The sequence below is a fragment of the Mesorhizobium sp. M0500 genome (genome assembly GCF_040321165.1).
In the GTDB taxonomy this organism is placed as follows: Bacteria; Pseudomonadota; Alphaproteobacteria; order Rhizobiales; family Rhizobiaceae; genus Mesorhizobium.
The window spans coordinates 499,261-520,117 of record NZ_JAMYRB010000002.1 but is presented as its reverse complement, the minus strand read 5'-3'; the positions used below and the strand labels follow the sequence as shown (position 1 = coordinate 520,117).

The 20,857-nt window shown below is 63.9% G+C and carries 23 protein-coding genes; 18 read left to right on the top strand and 5 right to left on the bottom strand.

Annotation, left to right across the window (positions count from 1 at the left end):
• Positions 1 to 44 precede the first annotated feature (44 nt).
• A complete protein-coding gene (locus NKI70_RS06330; RefSeq protein WP_352680585.1) occupies positions 45 to 1,265 on the top strand; it encodes a GGDEF domain-containing protein in 1,221 nt (406 codons plus the stop codon).
• Here NKI70_RS06330 and NKI70_RS06325 read toward each other — a convergent pair.
• Positions 1,249 to 1,608: a hypothetical protein gene (locus tag NKI70_RS06325; RefSeq protein WP_352680584.1), complete on the bottom strand. Its 360-nt coding sequence runs from the start codon at positions 1,606 to 1,608 to the stop codon at positions 1,249 to 1,251. The genes NKI70_RS06330 and NKI70_RS06325 overlap by 17 nt on opposite strands.
• A gap of 256 nt (positions 1,609 to 1,864) precedes the next feature.
• Between NKI70_RS06325 and NKI70_RS06320 the strand changes: the two genes are divergently transcribed.
• The 8 genes from NKI70_RS06320 to NKI70_RS06285 all read left to right on the top strand — a co-directional run bounded on the left by NKI70_RS06320 (position 1,865) and on the right by NKI70_RS06285 (position 7,561).
• Positions 1,865 to 2,245, top strand: coding sequence for a hypothetical protein (locus NKI70_RS06320; protein WP_352680583.1), 381 nt, complete (start codon positions 1,865 to 1,867; stop codon positions 2,243 to 2,245).
• 242 nt (positions 2,246 to 2,487) lie between these two features.
• Positions 2,488 to 2,907 carry a succinate dehydrogenase, cytochrome b556 subunit gene (gene sdhC, locus NKI70_RS06315; protein ID WP_292663224.1) on the top strand — a complete coding sequence of 140 codons (420 nt, stop codon included), beginning with the start codon at positions 2,488 to 2,490 and terminating at the stop codon, positions 2,905 to 2,907.
• Between the two features lies 1 nt (position 2,908).
• Positions 2,909 to 3,304 (top strand): succinate dehydrogenase, hydrophobic membrane anchor protein, encoded by a 396-nt coding sequence (gene sdhD / locus NKI70_RS06310; protein WP_292663226.1) that lies wholly within the window; start codon positions 2,909 to 2,911, stop codon positions 3,302 to 3,304.
• A gap of 3 nt (positions 3,305 to 3,307) precedes the next feature.
• Positions 3,308 to 5,146, top strand: a complete 1,839-nt coding sequence (gene sdhA / locus NKI70_RS06305; protein ID WP_023679766.1) for a succinate dehydrogenase flavoprotein subunit — start codon at positions 3,308 to 3,310, stop codon at positions 5,144 to 5,146.
• Between the two features lie 7 nt (positions 5,147 to 5,153).
• Positions 5,154 to 5,465 carry a hypothetical protein gene (locus NKI70_RS06300; protein WP_352572235.1) on the top strand — a complete coding sequence of 104 codons (312 nt, stop codon included), beginning with the start codon at positions 5,154 to 5,156 and terminating at the stop codon, positions 5,463 to 5,465.
• A gap of 1 nt (position 5,466) precedes the next feature.
• Positions 5,467 to 5,904: a DUF3052 domain-containing protein gene (locus tag NKI70_RS06295; RefSeq protein WP_352572236.1), complete on the top strand. Its 438-nt coding sequence runs from the start codon at positions 5,467 to 5,469 to the stop codon at positions 5,902 to 5,904.
• Entirely contained in the window at positions 5,904 to 6,683 is a 780-nt protein-coding gene (locus NKI70_RS06290) for a succinate dehydrogenase iron-sulfur subunit (protein ID WP_292663232.1), read from the top strand. Before NKI70_RS06295 ends, NKI70_RS06290 begins: the two co-directional genes overlap by 1 nt.
• Positions 6,684 to 6,922: 239 nt before the next feature.
• Entirely contained in the window at positions 6,923 to 7,561 is a 639-nt protein-coding gene (locus NKI70_RS06285) for a YceH family protein (RefSeq protein ID WP_352680580.1), read from the top strand.
• Positions 7,562 to 7,846: 285 nt separating this feature from the next.
• On the opposite strand, the gene NKI70_RS06280 is transcribed toward NKI70_RS06285, so the two are convergent.
• Positions 7,847 to 8,272 carry an OsmC family protein gene (locus tag NKI70_RS06280; protein ID WP_031212702.1) on the bottom strand — a complete coding sequence of 142 codons (426 nt, stop codon included), beginning with the start codon at positions 8,270 to 8,272 and terminating at the stop codon, positions 7,847 to 7,849.
• A 223-nt stretch (positions 8,273 to 8,495) separates the two neighbouring features.
• Here NKI70_RS06280 and NKI70_RS06275 point away from each other — a divergent pair, with 223 nt between their 5' ends.
• The 3 genes from NKI70_RS06275 to NKI70_RS06265 all read left to right on the top strand — a co-directional run bounded on the left by NKI70_RS06275 (position 8,496) and on the right by NKI70_RS06265 (position 9,765).
• Positions 8,496 to 8,735, top strand: coding sequence for a hypothetical protein (locus NKI70_RS06275; protein ID WP_352450153.1), 240 nt, complete (start codon positions 8,496 to 8,498; stop codon positions 8,733 to 8,735).
• A gap of 2 nt (positions 8,736 to 8,737) precedes the next feature.
• Positions 8,738 to 9,094 (top strand): YciI family protein, encoded by a 357-nt coding sequence (locus NKI70_RS06270; RefSeq protein ID WP_352450152.1) that lies wholly within the window; start codon positions 8,738 to 8,740, stop codon positions 9,092 to 9,094.
• A 143-nt stretch (positions 9,095 to 9,237) separates the two neighbouring features.
• Positions 9,238 to 9,765, top strand: coding sequence for a hypothetical protein (locus NKI70_RS06265; protein ID WP_352578116.1), 528 nt, complete (start codon positions 9,238 to 9,240; stop codon positions 9,763 to 9,765).
• 31 nt (positions 9,766 to 9,796) lie between these two features.
• Here the strand turns inward: NKI70_RS06265 and NKI70_RS06260 are convergent, their stop codons facing one another.
• Positions 9,797 to 11,041 carry a ubiquinone biosynthesis hydroxylase gene (locus NKI70_RS06260; RefSeq protein WP_352696975.1) on the bottom strand — a complete coding sequence of 415 codons (1,245 nt, stop codon included), beginning with the start codon at positions 11,039 to 11,041 and terminating at the stop codon, positions 9,797 to 9,799.
• Between the two features lie 101 nt (positions 11,042 to 11,142).
• Between NKI70_RS06260 and tesB the strand changes: the two genes are divergently transcribed.
• From tesB to NKI70_RS06230, 6 genes are all read left to right on the top strand, one after another.
• Complete coding sequence (gene tesB / locus NKI70_RS06255) at positions 11,143 to 12,018, top strand: acyl-CoA thioesterase II (RefSeq protein WP_352578118.1); 876 nt, start codon at positions 11,143 to 11,145, stop codon at positions 12,016 to 12,018.
• Positions 12,019 to 12,237: 219 nt separating this feature from the next.
• Positions 12,238 to 12,576, top strand: coding sequence for a P-II family nitrogen regulator (locus tag NKI70_RS06250; protein WP_023679755.1), 339 nt, complete (start codon positions 12,238 to 12,240; stop codon positions 12,574 to 12,576).
• Positions 12,577 to 12,625: 49 nt separating this feature from the next.
• A complete protein-coding gene (locus NKI70_RS06245; RefSeq protein ID WP_031212694.1) occupies positions 12,626 to 13,948 on the top strand; it encodes an ammonium transporter in 1,323 nt (440 codons plus the stop codon).
• Positions 13,949 to 14,289: 341 nt separating this feature from the next.
• Positions 14,290 to 16,944 carry an FtsK/SpoIIIE family DNA translocase gene (locus NKI70_RS06240; protein ID WP_352638303.1) on the top strand — a complete coding sequence of 885 codons (2,655 nt, stop codon included), beginning with the start codon at positions 14,290 to 14,292 and terminating at the stop codon, positions 16,942 to 16,944.
• Positions 16,945 to 17,078: 134 nt separating this feature from the next.
• A complete protein-coding gene (locus tag NKI70_RS06235) occupies positions 17,079 to 17,762 on the top strand; it encodes an outer membrane lipoprotein carrier protein LolA (protein WP_031213172.1) in 684 nt (227 codons plus the stop codon).
• Positions 17,763 to 17,895: 133 nt separating this feature from the next.
• Positions 17,896 to 18,702 carry an exodeoxyribonuclease III gene (locus NKI70_RS06230; protein WP_352450145.1) on the top strand — a complete coding sequence of 269 codons (807 nt, stop codon included), beginning with the start codon at positions 17,896 to 17,898 and terminating at the stop codon, positions 18,700 to 18,702.
• A 20-nt stretch (positions 18,703 to 18,722) separates the two neighbouring features.
• On the opposite strand, the gene NKI70_RS06225 is transcribed toward NKI70_RS06230, so the two are convergent.
• A complete protein-coding gene (locus NKI70_RS06225) occupies positions 18,723 to 19,574 on the bottom strand; it encodes a TIGR01459 family HAD-type hydrolase (RefSeq protein WP_352696973.1) in 852 nt (283 codons plus the stop codon).
• On the bottom strand, positions 19,571 to 20,857 hold the full coding sequence (locus NKI70_RS06220; protein WP_352696971.1) for an FGGY-family carbohydrate kinase: 1,287 nt from the start codon (positions 20,855 to 20,857) through the stop codon (positions 19,571 to 19,573). Before NKI70_RS06220 ends, NKI70_RS06225 begins: the two co-directional genes overlap by 4 nt.

Below are 20,857 nucleotides of genomic sequence, written 5' to 3'. Positions count from 1 at the left end.
TCGCGCGTTGGTGATTTGCTGTTCGGGGGGAGTGCCAAAACGCCATGGGCAGCGCTAATTTCATCCTGATGATCAACCTGTTCGTTGCCGGGCTGCTGGCGGCGGCCTTCATGACGATCGCGGTCTATGACGCCGGCCGGGTGTCGGCACGCTGGCTGGCGTTCGGCTATGTGCTCGGCACGGCTTATTTCGCGATCGAGTTCAGCATTCCTGCCTTCGACAATGCGCGCCCCGTGGTTGTCGCCGCCTTTGCCGCCTTCCTTGGCGCTACCGTCGCCTTCAATGGCGGGCTTGCCCATAAATACCGCGTTTCGCCGCCTTGGCCGCCGATGCTGTTCTTCCTGGTCTTCGCCACCCTCGCGGTCTACTTCGTGCAGGACCTGCCACGCCAATCCTTTGTGCGAATGGCGGCCTACCAGCTTCCCTATGCGGCCATGCAGTTCACCGGGCTGGCGATCGTCTTGTCGTCCAGGCAAAGACGCGAGCGGCTCGACTATATGCTGATGGCTGTCCTGGCGGCCAGCACCTTGCAGTTCGCCAGCAAACCCTTCATCGCCCATGCGCTTGGTGGCTGGGGCGCCAACCCGCAATCTTATGCGCAGACCAGCTATGCGTTGGTGTCGCAGTCGGTCGGCACCGTGTTCGGCCTGGCGCTTGCGCTGGTGACATTGGCTATCCTGGTCCGCGACGTGCTCGCCGAGGCGACGTCGAAATCGGAAACCGACACGCTTTCGCGGCTGCTCAACCGTGGCGGCTTCGAGCGCCATGCCGAGATCGCACTGTGTGACGCCATGCAGCGCGCCGTTCCAGCGGCACTGGTCATTGCCGATCTCGACCATTTCAAGCGTATCAACGATACTTACGGCCACGCGTCGGGCGATCGGGTCATCGAGACCTTTGCCGGTTTTCTCCGCGATGCCGCGGCCGACCATCATGTCGCCGGCCGCATCGGCGGCGAGGAATTCGCTATTTTCCTGCCGGGGACCAATCTAGCCGCCGCCCGGCTCTTTGCCGAGGGCACGCGTAGCGCCTTCGGTGCCACGCCGATCGACTGCCTGCCCGCGGATCACCGCTGCAGCGCCAGCTTCGGCGTTGCCGAGCTTGGTCCGGACGAAAGCTTTTCCGACCTGCTGCGGCGCGCCGACAAAGCGCTCTATCAGGCGAAGGGCAGCGGTCGCGATTGCGTGCGTGTCTCGGTGGGGCCGGCTGTTGCCCTGCCGGCGCCGTCAACCAAGGGCGGCGTGGCCGTCAGCGGCAGGGGCTGAGCTCCGGCATTTCGCCGTCGGAGAGGCCGTACATATAGCTGCGGCCCTTGACGAAAACCGGCGGCCTATAGCAGTCGCCGCCGCGGACATCGTCCGATTCGTTTTCGTAGATCACGTCGGGATGGCCGGCGCTGGTGTAGTCGGACAATTCCTTGGCCAGCTTGCCCTCGCCAACGAGGATACGCTTGTAGCCGGCGGCGCTGTCGATGACGAGATTGCCGAAGGAATCGGCATAGACGCGGTCATGATGGCGCGTCCCGGCGAATGCCGGTGCGACGACGCCGACGGCGAGCGCCGCCAATAGGAACCAGGGAAGGCGCGATCCTGCTGAATTCGAATGCATGGCGTGCTGCTCCATTTGCTGAGAGGCAAGCCTCCTCGAATCAGAAATTAACCTTTTATTAACCTTTGTTAAGAGGGCAACCGCAGCAGGGGCGAGGTCTCGGAAAATATGGTTAATACTCGATCGCCCACCGGCCATCATTCGGCCATGCCTTGTTCCCACCATCCCCAGCATCGGGCACGACTCAAAAAGCATGAAATCCGGTGGCTTGCCGGAGCATCGCGGCGGGCTCGATACGCGGGGGGGAAAGCAGCAAATGAGATTACGCCGCACGTTTCGGATGGCGCTGGCCATTCCGCCGCTGCTGGCTGCCGCCGCCTGCGCGCCGCAGACCAGCGCGCCCAAGCTCGGCGACACGGCCGCCGCTTCCGTGTCGCTTGCTCCCGCCGCTAGTGAACCGACGGCACCGCAGCCGCGCACAGCTACTTACAACTGCGCCGACGGTAGCGTGATGACCATCGAGAATCTCGGCACGTCGGTGCTCGTCCTCGGCCAGAACGGCGCCAGCGCCGAGCTGCCGGCGTCACCGGCCAATCAGACCAGCCGTTACGGCGAGGCGCATGACGCAATCGTGATCGATGGGCGTGAGGCGCTGGTGATGAAGGGCGGTGCATCACCGCTGGCCTGCAAGCGCTGATCCGCCCCTTGCGCCAGCCATATTTTGCAGTGCGGCGACATTGTGCCGGCGCAAGGCGACAGTCCTAATCGATTGAAGCTGAAAGCCTCGCTTTCATCAGACTAAATTACGTTTTCGAAACGGTTTTCCGGCTTTGACGCGGTGCAAAAAGAGCATTAGAAACCGGCTGTCCGAAGTCGCAACCGGAAGCGGTAATGCCGCATTCCCACCTGAGGCTCCAGAGACGCCGAACTGGGGGAGCCATGAGCAAATCACCAGCCACCCGCGAATTTGCCAGACGTGAACGGCCGCTTTCGCCGCATCTGACCGTCTATCGGCCGCCGATCACCATGACGATGTCGATCGTCCACCGCATCACCGGCGGGGCGCTCTATTTCGGCACGCTGCTGGTCGCGCTGTGGCTGATGGCGGCGGCGAGCTCGGAGGCGACCTTCAATGCCGTCAACTGGGCCTTCGGCTCGTGGCTGGGACGGCTGGTGCTGTTCGGCTACAGCTGGGCGCTGATGCACCACATGCTGGGCGGTGTGCGCCATCTTATCTGGGACACTGGGGCAGGGCTGGAAAAGCATACGGCATCGAGGATCGCCTGGGCGACGCTTGCCGGCTCGGTCACGCTGACGCTGCTGATCTGGATCGCCGGCTACATGGCGCGGGGAGCCTGACATGAACGGCAAGAACACCGACATGCGCACGCCGCTGGCCAAGGTCCGCGGCCTCGGTTCCGCCCGCGAGGGCACCGGCCATTTCTGGCGCCAGCGGCTGACGGCGATCTCCAACATCCCGCTGGTCCTGTTCTTCGTCGGCTTCCTGATCGCACTCAACGGCGCCAGCTATCTCGAGGTGCGCGCCGCACTTGCCAATCCGTTCGTTGCACTGGTCCTGGCGCTGGTGCTGTTGTCGGTGCTCTACCACATGCGGCTCGGCATGCAGGCGATCATCGAAGACTATGTGCATGGCGAAGGCACCAGGCTGGCGCTGCTCGCCCTCAACACATTCTTTCCCGTCGTCGTCGGCGTCGCTTCGGTCTTCGCCCTGCTTAAACTGGCATTTGGAGGCTGATTTTTGGCCAAGGACGCGAAGAACGCCAACACGGCTTCCGCCTATAGCTATGTCGATCACAAATTCGACGTCGTGGTCGTCGGCGCCGGCGGCGCCGGCCTGCGCGCCGCGCTCGGCATGGCCGAGCAGGGCCTGCGCACCGCCTGCATCACCAAAGTGTTCCCGACGCGCTCGCATACGGTTGCGGCGCAGGGCGGCATCGCCGCCTCGCTCGCCAATATGGGGCCCGACAACTGGCAGTGGCATCTCTTCGACACCGTCAAAGGCTCAGATTGGCTGGGCGACACCGACGCTCAAGAATACATGGTGCGCGAAGCGCCGGCGGCGGTCTACGAGCTCGAGCACTACGGCGTTCCCTTCAGCCGCACCGAGGACGGGAAAATCTACCAGCGGCCGTTCGGCGGCATGATGATGAATTTCGGCGAGGGGCCGCCGGTGCAGCGCACCTGTGCGGCCGCCGACCGCACCGGCCACGCCATGCTGCACACGCTCTACGGCCAGTCGCTGAAGCACAATGCGCAGTTCTTCATCGAGTATTTCGCGCTCGATCTGATCATGGAGCCGGACGGCACCTGCACCGGCGTCGTCGCCTGGAACCTCGACGACGGCACCATCCACCGCTTTTCGGCCAAGATGGTGGTGCTGGCGACCGGCGGCTATGGCCGCGCCTATTTCTCGGCCACCTCGGCGCATACCTGCACCGGCGATGGCGGCGGCATGGCCGCACGCGCAGGCCTGCCGCTGCAGGATATGGAGTTCGTGCAGTTCCACCCGACCGGCATATACGGCGCCGGCTGCCTGATCACCGAGGGCGCGCGCGGCGAGGGCGGCTATCTCGTCAATTCCGAGGGCGAGCGCTTCATGGAGCGCTACGCGCCGTCAGCCAAGGATCTGGCTTCGCGCGACGTGGTCTCGCGCTGCATGACGCTGGAAATCCGCGAGGGCCGCGGCGTCGGCCCGAAGAAGGATCACATTTTCCTGCATCTCGACCATCTCGACCCGGCCGTTCTGCACGAGAGGCTTCCAGGTATTTCGGAATCGGCAAAGATCTTTGCCGGCGTCGACCTGACCAAGGAGCCGATCCCGGTGCTGCCGACGGTCCACTACAATATGGGCGGCGTGCCGACCAATTACTGGGGCGAGGTGCTGAATCCGACGGCGTCGAATCCGGACCAGGTGTCGCCCGGGCTGATGGCGGTCGGCGAAGCCGGCTGCGCCTCGGTGCACGGTGCTAACCGGCTGGGCTCCAACTCGCTGATCGACCTGGTGGTGTTCGGCCGTGCGGCGGCAATCCGGGCCGGCCAGGTGATCGACCGCACATCGGCGATCCCTTCGCCCAACGAGGCCGCCGTCGAAAAGATAATGGACCGCTTCGACCGGCTGCGTCACGCCAACGGCTCGACGCCGACAGCGGTTTTGCGCGAAAAGATGCAGAAGGCGATGCAGGAGGACGCGGCGGTGTTCCGCACCCAGGAATCGCTGGAAAGCGGCTGCAGGCGCATTTCGCAGATCTGGGGTGAACTCGGCGACGTCAAGGTGTTTGACCGCTCGATGATCTGGAACTCCGACCTGGTCGAGACGCTGGAGCTGGAAAACCTGATGGCCAACGCCATCACCACCGTCTACGGCGCCGAGGCGCGCAAGGAAAGCCGCGGCGCGCACGCGCGGGAGGACTTTTCGGCCCGCGACGACGCCAACTGGCGCAAGCATACGCTGGCTCGGCTCAACGAGGCCGGCGAGGTGGCGCTCACCTACCGGCCGGTGCACACCGAAACGCTGCTTAAGGAAGCAGACGGCGGCATCAACCCGGCCAAGATCGCGCCAAAGGCCAGGGTGTATTGAGGTCATGATGAAACATCTGATCGCCTTGGCATTTCTGGTTGGCGTCGGAGTGCACTCGGCGTCTGCCGAGACGGTCTATATCTATGACAACGCTGACAAAATCTCGAAAATGGTGAATGATATTCCCGTTTGGAAAGATGCCGCCACGGCCCAATCGTCAAGTCGAAATTTTTATTCCAAGAACGTCGGGCACATCAGATGTCTGGCAAGGCCTCCGGCCAGTGGCGCACTAAAGCAAATCGGGAAAGCATTTGAAGTGCGCGTATATGCCCGCTGTACCGGCTTCGTGAACGCCCTCTACGTTCATACGGAGAAGTAGAATGGCGTCGGCGGCAGCAGGATATTCCGGCACGCCTCTTCCGGCCAAGCTCGGCCTGAAGGACGGGATGACCGCGGCCTTCATCGCGCTGCCGGCGGAACTGGACGATCTGGCCGACGCCGTCGGTTTTGCCGGTGTCGACCGGCTGGCCGACTGGTCGGCGATTTCTGGCATTCGCCGGAAATATGATGCCGTTCACGCCTTCACCAGGCAGCGTGTCGAGATCGAGGACCGTCTCGGCGACGTCGAAGCGGCGATCAAGCGGGACGGCATGGTCTGGGTGTCATGGCCGAAGAAGGCATCGAAAGTGCCGACCGACGTCACCGAGGACGTTATCCGCACAGAGGCGCTGAAGCTCGACCTCGTCGACGTCAAGGTCGCCGCCGTGAACGAGATCTGGTCCGGGCTGAAGCTCGTCATCCGAAAGGACCTGAGGTAATGGTCGAACTCACGCTTCCGAAAAACTCGAAGATCATGGCCGGAAAAACCTGGCCGAAGCCGGAGGGCGCGACCAATCTGCGCGAATACCGCATCTACCGCTGGTCGCCGGACGATGACGAGAACCCGCGCATGGATACGTATTTCGTCGACATGGACGATTGCGGGCCGATGGTGCTCGACGCGCTGCTCTGGATCAAGAACAAGATCGACCCGACGCTGACGCTGCGCCGCTCCTGCCGCGAAGGCATTTGCGGCTCGTGCGCCATGAACATCGACGGGTCGAACACGCTGGCCTGCACCAAGGGCTGCGACGACATTTCCGGCGCGATCAAGGTCTATCCGCTGCCGCACATGGCTGTGGTCAAGGATTTGGTGCCCGACCTCACCAATTTCTACGCCCAGCACGCCTCGATCGAGCCGTGGCTGAAGACGGTGTCGCCCGAGCCGGCCAAGGAATGGCTGCAGAGCCATGAGGACCGCGAAAAGCTCGACGGGCTCTACGAGTGCATATTGTGCGCCTGCTGCTCGACCTCCTGCCCGAGCTACTGGTGGAACGGCGAGCGCTATCTCGGCCCGGCGACGCTGCTGCAGGCCTATCGCTGGCTGATCGATTCCAGGGACGAGGCGACGGGCGAGCGGCTCGACAATCTCGAAGACCCGTTCCGGCTCTATCGCTGCCACACCATCATGAACTGCGCCCAGACTTGCCCCAAAGGGCTCAACCCGGCCAAGGCGATCGCCGAGATCAAGAAGATGATGGTGGAGCGACGGGTGTAGGCGGCGGGCGAGTTGCAGCCGAGATCGTCTCGTCCGCAGCGATCCTTCGCGCCCCCCTCTGTCCTGCCGGACATCTCCCCCTCAAGGGGGGAGATTAGCAGCTTGGAGGACAGCGCCCTTTCTGCAGCCTTGAAAAGTGGCGAAGCGGTGATGACAGCCAATCTCCCCACTAGAGGGGGAGATGTCCGGCAGGACAGAGGGGGGCGCTGTCCCGCCGAGTTCGAAAGGATAGCAAACTTATGACCGATATCGACCTTCCCATCCTCTCTCCCATCGAAGCCCGCGTGCTCGGCTGCCTTATCGAGAAGAAGGAGCTGACGCCGGACGTCTATCCGCTGACGCTCAATGCGGCACATGCGGCGGCCAACCAGAAGACGGCGCGCGAGCCGGTGATGTCGGTCGAACTTGGCGAGGTCAGAAGAGCGCTTGGCCAGCTCGAGCAGAAGGGCCTAGTCAGGCAGGTGTTCGCGTCGCGCGTCGAGCGCTACGAGCATGTGGTGGCGCAGCGCTTTTCCCTGACCTCGGCGCAGATCGCGCTGCTCGGCCTGTTGCTGCTGCGCGGCCCGCAGACGGCCTATGAATTGCTGGCGCGAAGCGAGCGCATGGCGCGGCTGCCGTCGATCGACGAGCTTCGCGGCAATCTCGATCTGCTGATCGGCCGCCGGCCACCGCTGGTGCAGCAGATCGATCGCGGCCCAGGCCAGCGCGAGGATCGCTATGTCCATCTGCTCAGCGGGCCGCCGCAGCTGTCGGCTGCCGCAGCGCCCCTGCAGTCGTCCTCGCCGGCGTCGGATCTGGAGACGCGCGTGCAGGCCCTCGAGGAAGAGGTCGCGGCATTGCGCGCCCGTCTCGACGCACTGTCCGGCGATGGGCGATAAGGATTTTCGAGACGTCGGGGACGGCCCCTCAGGTAACGTGTTCGTTGCCTACTTTCGATTGGCTGGCGCTGCCCCGCCTGCCGGCGACCTCTCCCGTATAGGGACGCTCTTCGACGGTTTCGTCAATCATCAACGTTGCAAGAAGAGTGCCGGCAGCTGCGGCCAGCTTCTTTCTCCCCGTCACTTACGGGGAGAAATGCCCGGCAGGGCAATGAGGGGCGGCGCCGACTTCAACAATTGATGGACTCCAACACCAGTTGGAATCTATCAGGCATAAAAGCTCCCTCACCCGAGCCTAGCGTCGAGCGATACTTTGATGGCGCCGAGCGCTTTCGAGACCGGGCATTCGGCCTTGGCCTTCTCGGCCAATTCCTTGAACTTGGCGGCATCGATGCCCGGTACCTTGCCGACCAGGGTGATCGCGCTGCCGGTGATGCCGGTGCCGGGAACCAGCGTTACCACGGCCTTGGCGTCGAGTTCGGCGGCCGGAGTGCCGTTCTCGGCGAGAAAATGCGAAAGCTGCATGGCGTAGCAGCCGGCATGGGCGGCGGCGATCAGCTCTTCCGGGTTGGTGCCGGATTTGCCGCTCTCGTCCTCGAAACGCATCTTGGCGGAATAGGGCGTGCCCTTCAGCGTCCCGCTCTGTGTATCGAGCGTGCCTTTGCCTTCCTTGAAACTGCCTTTCCAAACGGCGTTGGCGGTGCGGTCCATCAATTCCTCCTTGATTGTCGTGATTGAGCCCGTGATCGGCATCCAGTCGACTATAGCGCGCGCCGGAGCGAAGGCCACCCACGCTTTCGTATCGGCGGCAGCGTGACACATCATGTCGAGCGAAAAAAAATTCGAAAAAAATACGCGTGCAAAAATGTCGACTTCCATCTGTCCCGGCCGTCCTGCGGGCGGCCATGGACTTGGTGGCCGGATGGAGGACCACATGAACAACCTGTTTTCTGCTCACTGGACAAGCACCGGCCACAGGGCCGGTGAACAACAAGCCGACTGGTCGCGCCTGCAGCCTTCCGGCTTCGGCCGATTGCTTGCGGCGATTGCCATTATCGGGATTGCGGTATCTCTTCTCGACTATGCTGCGGCCGGTCTCGATTCTGCGGCAGGCAAGGGCTCCGCGGAGATTTCCGTAGCCTCGTCTTCGGCTTCAAGCCAGGAATGGAGATAAAAATGAAGTATGTTTGCCTGGTTTATGGTGAAGAAAAAGATCTCTACGCAATGACGCCCGAGAGGCTGGCCAAGCTCGACGCCGATTCGATGGCCCATGACCGGTCATTGGACCAACGCGGGATGCTGATCATCGCGCAGGCGCTGCAATCGGTGAAAACGTCGAAAACCGTTCGCAGGCGCAAGGGCAAGCGGCTGGTCACCGACGGCCCCTTCGCCGAAACCAAGGAGCAGTTGCTCGGTTTCGTCATGATCGAGGCCGAGAGCCTCGACGAGGCGCTGGAGATCGCGGGCGAGATTCCGCTGGCCGAAATCGGCACGATCGAGGTGCGGGCGATCTATAAGGTGCCCGGGTCATAGAGATGTCTCGATAAGTTCCTCCGCGGAGCGGCGGGGACCAACGACTGGCATGGGCTTTCGTTTTCTTCGTCGGACGCAACTTTTGCGTGTTGAAGCGAAGCAATACTTCTCCTATCGTCGCCGAGATCGGGGGATTTCGGGGCATGCATATATTGATTGCAGCAATCGGCCTGCTCGGAGCAGCGGGCTTCTGGTGGTACCGGCTGAAGATCATGAACGACGCGGCGCGTGAGGTTGCCGACGTCGTTGGCCGCGTGCAGGGCAATGTGCGCCGCAAGAAGCTGCGCAAGCAGGCGGCACTCTCGCCGCTGACGGCGATCGACGATCCGGTCGTGGCGGCCGCGACGCTGATCACCGCCATCGTTTCCGAGAACGGTCCTATCCTGCCGCAACGCGAAGCCGCCATTCAATCGGTCATTTCGGAGATTGCCGATAAAAAGCAGACCGATGAGGCGGTGATCTACGCCAAATGGGCGGCTTCGCAAATCGACGACGCCACGGTCGTCATCGACAAGCTGGCGCCGTTCCTGCGCGAACGCCTCGACGCGGCTGAAAGGAACGATCTGCTGCAGATGGTCGGCCGTGTGGCGGAGGCGGGTGGGCAAAGCCTGCAGATTTCCGACCAGCGAATGCTCAGGCTGCGCCAGAAGCTGGGCTTCGAGGTTAACTGACCGAACGGCCAGTGACGCGCACTTGCCAAGCCTAAATCGCCTCGCCCTTCAACAGTTTCGGCGTGTCGCCGGACAGACCCGACGCGTGGCGGATGAAGAACCCCTTCAGCCGCGGCATGCGTTCGACAAGGCCGAGGCCGATGTCGCGCAAAGTGCGCAGCGGGCCGAAATCGTTGGAAAACATCCGGTTCAGCACATCGGTGGTGATGCCCATCTGCACCGTGTCGAAACGCCGCCATTGCTGGTAGCGCTCGAGCACGTCGAGCGCGCCGATGTCCTGGCCGAGCCGGTCGCCCTCGACCACCACTTCGGCCAGCGCCGCCACGTCCTTGAAGCCGAGATTGAGACCCTGGCCGGCGATCGGGTGGATGCCGTGGGCGGCGTCGCCGGCCAAGGCGATGCGCGGCGCGACGAAGGCGCGCGCAATGGTCAGCCCGAGAGGCCAGGCGCGGGGCTTGTCGGCGATATGGATTTCGCCGAGTTTGAGGCCAAAGCGCTGCTCGAGCTCATATTCCAGGACCAGCGTGTCGCCACTGACCAGTTTCTCGGCATCCTGCGACCGTTCGACCCAGACGATCGATGAGCGGTTGGTGCCGTCCTTGCCCGGCTTGAGCGGCAGCGTGGCAAACGGGCCCGCGGGAAGGAAATGCTCTTCGGCGCGGCCGTTGTGCGGCCGCTCGTGCGCCACCGTGCAGACGATGCCGGACTGGCCATACTCCCATTTCACCGTCTTGATGCCGGCCATGTCGCGCAGCTTCGAATTGACGCCGTCGGCGGCAACCAGCAGCCGCGCCTTCAGCGTCGCGCCGTCGGCAAGATGCACCGTTATGCCGGCGCCGTTGATGTCGAAGGCGCTGACGGCGACGCCTTCGATGATGCCGATGCCGAGTTGTTCGGCGCGCCGGCGCAAGGCGCCGTTCAAATCCTTGTTGGCGACCATATGCGCAAAGGGTTCGCCGGGCGCGACCTCGCCGTCGAAGGTGAGGAACGCCGGGCGGACCGGATCGGATGTGCGCGAATCGGTGACAATCATTTCGGTGATTGCCTGCGCCTCCGGCGCGATCTCGTTCCAGACGCCGAGCTGGTCGAGCATGCGGCACGCGGCGGCGGCAATCGCCGAGGCGCGGCCGTCCTTCTGCCAGACGCCGGCCGGCGCGGCATCGACGACGGCGACGGCGAGGCTCGGCCGCGCCTGCTTCAGCGACACGGCGGCGGCCAAGCCGATATAACCGGCGCCGGCGACCAGAACGTCGAGCGAATTCTTGCTGTCGACCATGGGCAATTCCTTTCGCAGCCTGACTGTCGCCGGGCATTCCGCCCTTGACTGCCCGCTGTTCCTGTCGGAAACCGCCATGGTAATTTTGCGGCGAGGTCAAGATGACGGCAGCCATGGACGAGCTTCTCGGCATTCTCGACCTCGAGCAGCTGGAACACAACCTGTATCGTGGTCGCAGCCCCAAGCTCGATTGGCAGCGCATCTTCGGCGGCCAGACCATCGCCCAGGCGCTGGTCGCCGCGCAGCGAACGATCGAGCCCGAGCGCCACGTGCATTCGCTGCATGGCTATTTCATGCGGCCGGGCGACACCAAGGTGCCTATCATTTACGAGGTCGACCGCATCCGTGACGGCGGCTCCTTCACCACGCGCCGCGTCGTGGCGATCCAGCACGGCCAGGCGATCTTTTCGCTGGAAGCCTCGTTCCAGCAGGATGAGGTCGGCCTGGAACATCAGGTGCCGATGCCGCAGGACGTGCCGGCGCCCGACACGTTGCTGTCGCAGCGCGAATTGCTGGGTAAGTTCGGCGAAGCCGTGCCCGACGGCATCAAGCGCTATTGGGAGCGCGACCGGCCGATCGAGATGAAGCCGGTGATGCTGAAGCATTATACCAGCCGGGAAAAGCTCGAGCCGAAGCAGAACATCTGGATCCGCACCACCGGCCCGGTGCCGGCCGACCGCGCCACGCAGGCGGCCGTGCTCGCTTACCTCTCGGATATGACGCTGCTCGACACCTCGACCTTTGCCCATGGCCGCGCCATTTTCGATCGTGATATCCAGGCAGCCAGCCTCGACCACGCCATGTGGTTCCACCGCAGCCATCCGCTCGACGACTGGATGCTGTACACGCAAGACAGCCCGTCGACGCAAGGATCGCGTGGTTTTACCCGCGGCTCGCTGTTTGCCCGCGACGGCACCTTGATCGCCTCGGTTGCCCAAGAAGGACTCATCCGGCTGAAGCGGCCGCCTGCGGAGTAGGCATTTTTCGAAATTTGCCTATTTTTTAAGCATATGCACTGCCGCGCCTGTGAACAGGCAGCTGCCAGACCTTCTCGATTTCGTTGTTTAACAACAGCTTAACACCCTGCTTCGGCAATTGGCACGGAGCTTGAATCCTAGCGGGCACTCTCCGGCTCTCATGGGGATCGGCGAAGTCGTGCAAACGCGGGGACCCGCAACAGCAAAGGGTGAAACCTTATGAAGATCGTGATGGCAATCATAAAGCCGTTCAAGCTCGACGAGGTGCGCGAGGCGCTCACCGCAGTCGGCATCCAGGGCCTGACCGTCACCGAAGTAAAAGGCTACGGACGTCAGAAGGGGCACACGGAAATCTATCGCGGGGCGGAATACGCGGTCAGCTTCCTGCCGAAGATCAAGATCGAAGTCGCGGTCGCTGTCGACATGGTCGACAAGGCCGTCGAAGCCATCACCGCGGCGGCCAAGACCGGCCAGATCGGCGACGGCAAGATCTTCGTTTTCGGCATCGACCAGGCGGTGCGCATTCGCACCGGCGAAACAGACACCGACGCGCTTTGAGCTGCGGATACGTATTCCAATGGAGAGTTCAATGAATATTCCTTCCACCTTGAAGATAACGGGACGCGCGGCCGTTTTAGGTTCGCTCGCTCTCGCTGCGCTGGGCACGGTTGCTGCGTTCGCGCAGGAAGCGGCACCGGCGGCACCGGCTGCCCCTGCGCCCGCGCTCGACACCGGCAACACAGCCTGGATGCTGACCTCGACGGCGCTGGTGCTGATGATGACCATACCGGGCCTGGCGCTGTTTTATGGCGGCATGGTGCGCAAAAAGAACGTGCTCGCCACCATCATGCAGAGCTTTGCCATCACCTGCCTGGTGACGGTGCTGTGGTTCATGTTCGGCTACTCGCTGGCCTTCTCGGATGGCGGCGGCATGAATGCCTATCTCGGCGGCTTCTCGAAGTTCTTCCACAACGGCATCACCACCTCCTCGCTGTGGCTGCCGGGCGTGGCGAACATTCCTGAGTTCGTCTTCTCGATGTTCCAGATGACCTTCGCCATCATCACGCCGGCGCTGATTGCCGGCGCCTTCGCCGAACGCATGAAGTTCTCGGCGCTGCTCATCTTCATGGGCGCGTGGCTGCTGGTGGTCTACGCCCCGATCGCGCACTGGGTGTGGGGCGGCGGCTTCCTCGGCACAGCCGGCGTTCTCGATTTCGCCGGCGGCACGGTCGTTCACATCAATGCCGGTGTTGCCGGCCTGGTCTGCGCGCTGGTTCTCGGCAAACGTGAAGGCTACGGCACCACCAACATGGCGCCGCACAACCTCGTCTACTCCGTCATCGGCGCTTCGCTGCTGTGGGTCGGCTGGTTCGGCTTCAACGCCGGCTCGGAACTGGCCGCCGACGGCCTTGCCGGTGCCGCGATGCTGAACACCCAGGTTGCCGCTGCTGCTGCGGCGCTCGCCTGGATGTTCGCCGAATGGATCGTCGCCAAGAAGCCGAGCGTTCTCGGCATCATCTCGGGCGCCGTCGCTGGCCTGGTCGCGGTGACGCCGGCTTCCGGCTTCGTCAATCCGACCGGCGCCTTCATCGTCGGCATCGTCGCCGGCGTGCTCTGCTACGTCTCGGCCGTCAAGCTCAAGCACGCGTTCGGCTATGACGACTCGCTCGATGCATTCGGCGTGCACGGCATCGGCGGCATCATCGGTGCATTGCTGACCGGCGTGCTCGCCGATCCGGCGATCAACAGCCTCGGCTCGGGCGCCTCTGTCGGCAAGCAGCTCTACGGTATCGTCTTCACCATCCTGTGGACGGCGATCGCGAGCTTCGTGATCCTCTACATCGTCAAGGCGCTGGTCGGCCTGCGTCCTTCCACCCCGGAAGAGGTCGAAGGCCTCGACATCAGCCAGCACGGCGAAGTGGTGCCGTAAAGGTATTGGCTGGTACCGGCGTTTTGCCGGTGCCGGGAAGATCCCGTCGTGATGCTCCCGAAAGGGCTCACGCCTTGAGGCCCGGAAGATTTCCGGGCCTCTTTTTTGCGCGCGGATGGCCGTGATGGCTCGATCACGGTCGCTTGATCAAGGTGCTCGATCCGCCGGCGGCGTGAAACATCGGCCGCAGCGGCTTCGAACTGTGGTGGCGGTCGCCCGTTCCGGTGACGCAGAATGCCCATGGTTAATGCGCCCTTAACCTTCCCGCCGCTAGTCTGACAGCCGAATCTGCCGTGTTGCGCGTCCGCGCCCGGCCGGGGCAACGACAGACGAGGAAAAGCATGCGTTCAGGGGCTTCAGCACCGCTTGCGCTGGCCGATACGGAGCACGGCATCCGGTCGTTCGCGAGGCGCCAGGTCGGGCGCCTGGTCGGTGCCGGGCTGTTTGCTCTGGTTGGCTTCGGCGTCGCCGCCCTTGCCACCTGGAACGTCGCCGATCCGAGCTTTTCGCACGCCACCGATAATATCGTCACCAATGCAATGGGTTATGCCGGCGCCGTCTTTTCCGACATTGCCATGCAGTTCTTCGGACTTGCCGCCGTTGCGGCGCTGGTGCCGGCGGTGATCTGGGGATTTCTGCTGTTTACCGCGCGCGGCGTCGACCGGCTGCCGAAACGGGCGCTGGCCTGGTTCGGGTTTTCGCTGCTTGGCGCGGCAATTGCCGGCTGCGTGGTGCCGCCCAAGACCTGGCCGCTGCCGACCGGCCTCGGCGGCGTCTTCGGCGACATGGTGCTCAATATCCCGGGCCTGGTCATCGGCGGCTATCCGACCGGCCTCGTCGCCAGCGTGCTCGCCGTGCTCCTGGCAGCGCCGGCGCTGTGGGTATTCTTGTATGGCTCGGCGCTGATTTCGCGCAAGAACGGCTTTGCCGTCCTCGAACAGCCTGCAGTGCCCGATCCGCAGGAGGACCTGCTTTTCGACAATGAAGAGGACGAGGGCGACGAAGGTATATTGGCGCTTGGCGCCATCACCCACTGGTGGCTGTCGCTGCGGGCCTATCTGCGCCGCCGCGCCGCGCGCCGGCGCGAGCGCGACGATTTCGAGCCGGAGATGGAACCGCGCCCCAGCGCCTGGCGGCGGGCGGCCGAACGGGTCGAATCGGCCGAGTTCGCCGAGGCGCGGATGAGCCCGGGCGGGCGCGCCCGCGTCGAGCCGGAATTCTTCGCCGCCATGGTCAACGACCGCAGTGCCTCGATCGACCCTGACGATGCCGACGTCTTCGATAACGACAATGACGACGACATGGATTTCGCGCCCGAGCCGGCCGGCCAGCGCCGCGCCGCGCCGACGGCCAAGGTGCAGAACTTCCGTTCCGACGCGGCGACACGCGTCGAGGCGCCGGCGCCGCGGCCGGCCCCCGGCGCCCGCGTCCAGCGCGAGGCGCAGACTTCGCTGATCGGCTCGGAAAAATTCGAGATGCCGTCGCTGCACTTCCTGTCGGAACCAAAGAACGTGGTGCGCGACGCCAGCCTGTCCAAGGACGCGCTGGAGCAGAACGCCCGCCTGCTCGAGGGCGTGCTGGAGGATTTCGGCGTCAAGGGCGAAATCATCCATGTGCGTCCGGGTCCGGTCGTCACGCTCTACGAGCTGGAACCGGCGCCCGGCATCAAATCGTCGCGGGTCATCGGCCTGTCCGACGACATCGCCCGCTCGATGAGCGCCATCGCCTGCCGTGTCGCCGTGGTGCCCGGCCGCAACGCGATCGGCATCGAATTGCCGAACGCCAGGCGCGAGACGGTCTATTTGCGCGAGATCATGGCCAGCCGCGATTTCGAAACCACCAAGGCCAAGCTGGCGCTGGCGCTGGGCAAGACCATCAATGGCGAGGCGGTGATCGTCGACATCGCCAAAATGCCGCACGTGCTGGTCGCCGGCACCACCGGCTCGGGCAAGTCCGTCGCCATCAACACCATGATCCTGTCGCTGCTCTACCGGCTGACGCCGCAGGACTGCCGGCTGATCATGATCGATCCAAAGATGCTGGAGCTCTCGGTCTATGACGGCATTCCGCATCTTCTGACGCCGGTCGTCACCGATCCGAAGAAGGCGGTGGTGGCGCTGAAATGGACCGTGCGGGAGATGGAGGACCGCTACCGCAAGATGTCCAAGGTCGGCGTCCGCAACATCGACGGCTTCAACGCGCGCGTGCAGCAGGCCGAGAAAAAGGGCGAAAGGATCTCGCGCACCGTGCAGACCGGCTTCGACCGCCAAACCGGCGAGGCGATCTACGAGACGGAGAACCTCGACCTCGAGCCGATGCCCTACATCGTCGTCATCATCGACGAGATGGCCGATTTGATGATGGTCGCCGGCAAGGACATCGAAGGCGCGGTGCAGCGCCTGGCGCAGATGGCGCGCGCCGCCGGCATCCATGTCATCATGGCGACGCAGCGGCCGTCGGTCGACGTCATCACCGGCACCATCAAGGCGAATTTCCCGACCCGCATCTCCTTCCAGGTGACATCGAAGATCGACAGCCGCACCATCCTGGGCGAGCAGGGCGCCGAACAGCTGCTCGGCATGGGCGACATGCTCTACATGGCCGGCGGCGGCCGCATCCAGCGCGTGCACGGTCCCTTCGTCTCCGACGACGAGGTGGAGAAGATTGTCGCGCATCTGAAGCTGCAGGGCGTGCCGGAATATCTCGACGCCATCACCGAGGACGACGACAAGGATGACGATGAGCCGACGGGCAAAGGCAGTGGCGGCGGCGACGGCGGTAATTTCGAGGATTCCGACGATCCCTACGACCAGGCGGTCGCGGTGGTGCTGCGCGACGGCAAGGCCTCAACCAGCTACATCCAGCGCCGGCTCGGCATCGGCTACAACCGCGCCGCCTCGATCATCGAGAAGATGGAGAAGGAAGGCATTGTCGGCCCGGCCAACCATGCCGGAAAACGCGAAATCCTGGTGCCGACGGAGGACGACAAGTTCTAGAGCGCGTCCGCGCCGGCAACTTTGAACCTTTTGGCGCGTTGCAGCGGACGGGCGCCGTGCGGCCCGCCAAACTTAAGCCCAACTGGGGGGCCAGACCAATATAACGAGCAAGCAATCAGATGATGGTGACCGGCATGAAAAACGCAACTCTCGCCCCAAGCAGGGATTTCGCCCCAACCCGCCGGCAGGTGCTCGGCCTCGGACTGGTCCTGGCCGGTGCGGCGGCCGCCAACCTCGTGCCCGGCTTCCAGTTGCTGGCGTCGGCGCAGGCAGCGGTTCCGGCGACGGCGCAGAAGATCGCCGATCATTTCTCCTCGGTCAAATCGATGAGCGGCGAGTTCGTGCAGTTCGGACCCAAGGGCGAGCAGACCGGCGGCAAGTTCTTTCTGGAACGGCCGGGCAAGATCCGCTTCAATTACGACGGCGCCTCGAATTTCAGGGTGATTTCCGACGGCAAGTCGGTGGTCATCCTCAACAAGAAGCTGCGGACCTCCGACCTCTATCCGCTGTCGAAGACGCCGCTGAAGCTGCTGCTCGACGACAAGATCGATCTGTCGGGCGGGCGCGTCAGAAGCGTCAAGGAAGAGGACGATCTCACCACCATCCAGCTTGCCGACAAATCGGTGTTCGGCAATTCGAAGATCACCATGATGTTCGATCCGAAATCTTATGAATTGCGGCAGTGGACCATCACCGATGCGCAAGGCAAGGACACGACGGTGATGATCTTCAACACCAAGGAGGGCGTCAGCTTCGCCCCCGACACCTTCGCCATCGACTATACGGCGAACCGCGAGCTGAACACCAAGACGCGGTAACTTTCTACTGCTGCGGGATGGCTTTTCCGCGTTGGTGCAGGCGGCTTGTTTTTGCGGTGCGCGGCTGGCAGTAGTTTCCGCGATTGACTTCCGTCGGACCCATCCGGCGGATCTCGCGTTATCCGGAACCCACATGCCGTTTTCCGTCGCTACCTGGAACATCAACTCCGTCCGGCTGCGTATGCCGATCGTCGAACGCCTGCTGGTCGAGCAGGCGCCGGACGTGCTCTGCCTGCAGGAAACCAAGGTTCCGGACGAATTGTTTCCGGAGAAAGCGTTCCGCAAGCTCGGCTACGAGCACATCGCCTTCCATGGCCAGAAGGGCTATCACGGCGTTGCCACCATAGCGCGGCGGCCGATCGAGGTGGTCGAAAAGCGCCGCTTCTGCGAGATCGACGACAGCCGGCATCTGTCGGTCACCGTCAACGCCGGCGGCAAAACGATCCTGCTGCACAATTTCTACGTACCGGCCGGCGGCGACGAGCCCGACCCGGCCGTCAACCGCAAGTTCAAGCACAAGCTCGATTTCGTTGCCGAGATGAACGCCGTCCGCGCCGAGCATGACGAGCACTCCGGCTCGATCCTGGTCGGCGACCTCAACATCGCGCCGCTCGAGCACGATGTCTGGTCGCACAAGCAGCTCCTCAATGTCGTCAGCCATACGCCGGTCGAGACGGAAAACTTCGAGGCAATGCGGCTCGCCGGCGACTGGATCGACCTGATGCGGCTCAATGTGCCTTACGAGGAGAAACTCTACACCTGGTGGAGCTATCGCGCCCAGGATTGGCAGGCCTCAAATCGCGGCCGCCGCCTCGACCATGTCTGGTCGTCGCCAAACCTGGTGCCGCATTTTGCCGGCTATGAAATCCTGCGGCCGGCGCGCGGCTGGGAACGGCCCTCGGACCATGTGCCGGTGATCGGGCGTTTCAACCTGGATTAGCTTTGTCTCGCCTTAACAACTCAGCGAAACCTGAAGCTATCCGCGATGTAGTCGGGACGGGCGTTCAGCGTGGCGAAAACGTCCTCCAGGTCAGGCGCCCCCGCCAATATGCCCGACAGGACCAGCGTCGTCGCGACGCCGACGCCGTTGCCGCCGGCGATGTCGTGCTCGACGCTGTCGCCGACGCAGACCACGCTGTCGCGCTCCGGGTGGCCCGCCAGTGCCAGCGCTGCCTCGAATATCTGCGGATTGGGCTTGCCAATGCGCGCCACGCTGCCGCCGAGGCTCTCATAGAGATCGGCGAGCCGGCCGGCGCCGAAGCGAGGGCCGACGGCAGTCAGCATGATCTTGTCGGGATTGGTGCAGAAGCATGGCACCCGCCGCGCCGCCGCCGGACCAAGAAGCCGGCGATAATGGTCGATGTCGTAGCGATCGCCCTCGCTGGCGGAAATCAGCACCAGTTCGGCATCGTCGCCGTCCTTGGCCAGGACGAAGGGCAGGCCGTCGACAGCCGAACGGTCATTGTCGCGGCGGATCAGCAGGCATTTTGTCTGCGGGCGCAGGGCTCCGGATGCTGCCATTTGGTGGAAGGAGCGCCACGCCACCTCGCCGGAGGAGACAAAGTGATCCCAGCTTCCCGGTTCGAAGCCGAGCTTCAGCAGGCGGCGCTCATTGGGTTGCGCCCGCTTGCCGGAATTCGAGATCAGTACGATGGTCTTGCCGGCGCGCTTGAGTGCCGACAACGCTTCGACAGCACCCGGATAGGCGCTGGTGCCGTCGTGCAGCACACCAAATTGGTCGAGCAGGAACACCTGATAGCGGTCGGTCAGCGCGGCGATGCCGTCGAGGTGTTGAATTGCCTTGGCCGTCATAAAAGCCCCGCTGCGCTTGCGCCCATCAGCGCCAGCCGCGCCGTGCCGGCAGCGGCCTCCTCCGAAAGAGCCGGCACGAGAGCGACGCCAAGCTTGCGCTGCCGGATCGCTGTCCAGGCCGGATTGGCCGCACCGCCGCCGACGCTCCTGACCGATGTCAGCCGGGGGGCGCCGAGTTCGGCAAGCCGGCGATAGCCGAGCGCTTCGATCGCCGCAATACCCTCGAACATCGCTTTCAGATAGTCGGCGTCGTCGGCGGGCCGCGGCTCGAGGCGCGGCGGCAGCGCCGGATCGGCTATGGGGAAGCGTTCGCCCGGCGCCGGCAGCGGGTAATAATCGAGGCCGGTCTTCGTCGCCGGGTCGATTTTTTTGCTGAGTTCGACAATGCGGGCGACGGGGAAATGCTGGGCCAGCACCTTGCCGCCGGAGTTCGAGGCGCCGCCCGCCAGGTAGGTGTCACCCAGCCGATGGCTGTAGATGCCGAATTGCGGCGCCGAGATCGGCCGGTCGCAGAGGATCTTGATGGTCAGCGACGAGCCGAGCGCGGTAACGCCGTCGCCCGCGGCACTCGCGCCGGTCGCCAGGAATGAGGCGCAGCCATCCGTCGTGCCGGCGACGATAACCACGTCGCGCGCCAGGCCGAACATTTTCGCAGCGCTGGCGGTGAGCGTGTCCGTGACATCGCCCGGCCGCACGACGCGGGGCAGGAATTCCATGCGCACGCCGGTCGCCGCGATCCAGTCCGGCCAGCGCCGGGCCTCGACGTCGTAGCCGGTCTTCAGGGCGTTGTTCTCGTCGCTGACATCGAAGCGGCCGGAAAACTGTCCGGCGATCCAGTCTGCCTGGTGCAGCACATTGGCGACGCCGGGCAGGTGCTGGAAAGACAGCGCCTTGGCGAGACCGGAGGTCGCCCCAAGTGCAGCGCTCGTTGCCGGTGCCGCGCCGGCTATTTCAGTCAGAATAGTGTCGTCAGCGACCTTGTCGTTGTACATCAGCGGTTCGGCCAGCGGCCGCCCGGCGCCGTCGACCGGCAGCAGCGTGCCCGACGTACCGTCGACGGCGATCGAGCGCACTGCCGCGCGATCGATACATTTGAGCAGTTCCGCCAACGTCGCGCCGACCGCCTCCCACCATATGGCGGGGTCGCGGCCGTTCGGCCCAAATCGCTCGAGGGCAATAGCGGAATGCGCGGCAATGGAAAAGTCCGGACGCATGGCGACGGCGCGCGCGCCGGATGTGCCGATGTCGATGCCGATGGCAAGCGGACCAGACGAACGCGGCAT

Coding starts and splice junctions, on each gene's coding strand:
- NKI70_RS06330 (WP_352680585.1), top strand. CDS start 45: ATGGGCAGCGCTAATTTCATCCTGATGATCAACCTGTTCGTTGCCGGG.
- NKI70_RS06325 (WP_352680584.1), bottom strand. CDS start 1,608: ATGCATTCGAATTCAGCAGGATCGCGCCTTCCCTGGTTCCTATTGGCG.
- NKI70_RS06320 (WP_352680583.1), top strand. CDS start 1,865: ATGAGATTACGCCGCACGTTTCGGATGGCGCTGGCCATTCCGCCGCTG.
- sdhC (WP_292663224.1), top strand. CDS start 2,488: ATGAGCAAATCACCAGCCACCCGCGAATTTGCCAGACGTGAACGGCCG.
- sdhD (WP_292663226.1), top strand. CDS start 2,909: ATGAACGGCAAGAACACCGACATGCGCACGCCGCTGGCCAAGGTCCGC.
- NKI70_RS06300 (WP_352572235.1), top strand. CDS start 5,154: ATGAAACATCTGATCGCCTTGGCATTTCTGGTTGGCGTCGGAGTGCAC.
- NKI70_RS06295 (WP_352572236.1), top strand. CDS start 5,467: ATGGCGTCGGCGGCAGCAGGATATTCCGGCACGCCTCTTCCGGCCAAG.
- NKI70_RS06290 (WP_292663232.1), top strand. CDS start 5,904: ATGGTCGAACTCACGCTTCCGAAAAACTCGAAGATCATGGCCGGAAAA.
- NKI70_RS06285 (WP_352680580.1), top strand. CDS start 6,923: ATGACCGATATCGACCTTCCCATCCTCTCTCCCATCGAAGCCCGCGTG.
- NKI70_RS06280 (WP_031212702.1), bottom strand. CDS start 8,272: ATGGACCGCACCGCCAACGCCGTTTGGAAAGGCAGTTTCAAGGAAGGC.
- NKI70_RS06275 (WP_352450153.1), top strand. CDS start 8,496: ATGAACAACCTGTTTTCTGCTCACTGGACAAGCACCGGCCACAGGGCC.
- NKI70_RS06270 (WP_352450152.1), top strand. CDS start 8,738: ATGAAGTATGTTTGCCTGGTTTATGGTGAAGAAAAAGATCTCTACGCA.
- NKI70_RS06265 (WP_352578116.1), top strand. CDS start 9,238: ATGCATATATTGATTGCAGCAATCGGCCTGCTCGGAGCAGCGGGCTTC.
- NKI70_RS06260 (WP_352696975.1), bottom strand. CDS start 11,041: ATGGTCGACAGCAAGAATTCGCTCGACGTTCTGGTCGCCGGCGCCGGT.
- tesB (WP_352578118.1), top strand. CDS start 11,143: ATGACGGCAGCCATGGACGAGCTTCTCGGCATTCTCGACCTCGAGCAG.
- NKI70_RS06250 (WP_023679755.1), top strand. CDS start 12,238: ATGAAGATCGTGATGGCAATCATAAAGCCGTTCAAGCTCGACGAGGTG.
- NKI70_RS06240 (WP_352638303.1), top strand. CDS start 14,290: ATGCGTTCAGGGGCTTCAGCACCGCTTGCGCTGGCCGATACGGAGCAC.
- NKI70_RS06235 (WP_031213172.1), top strand. CDS start 17,079: ATGAAAAACGCAACTCTCGCCCCAAGCAGGGATTTCGCCCCAACCCGC.
- NKI70_RS06230 (WP_352450145.1), top strand. CDS start 17,896: ATGCCGTTTTCCGTCGCTACCTGGAACATCAACTCCGTCCGGCTGCGT.
- NKI70_RS06225 (WP_352696973.1), bottom strand. CDS start 19,574: ATGACGGCCAAGGCAATTCAACACCTCGACGGCATCGCCGCGCTGACC.
- NKI70_RS06220 (WP_352696971.1), bottom strand. CDS start 20,857: ATGCCGCGTTCGTCTGGTCCGCTTGCCATCGGCATCGACATCGGCACA.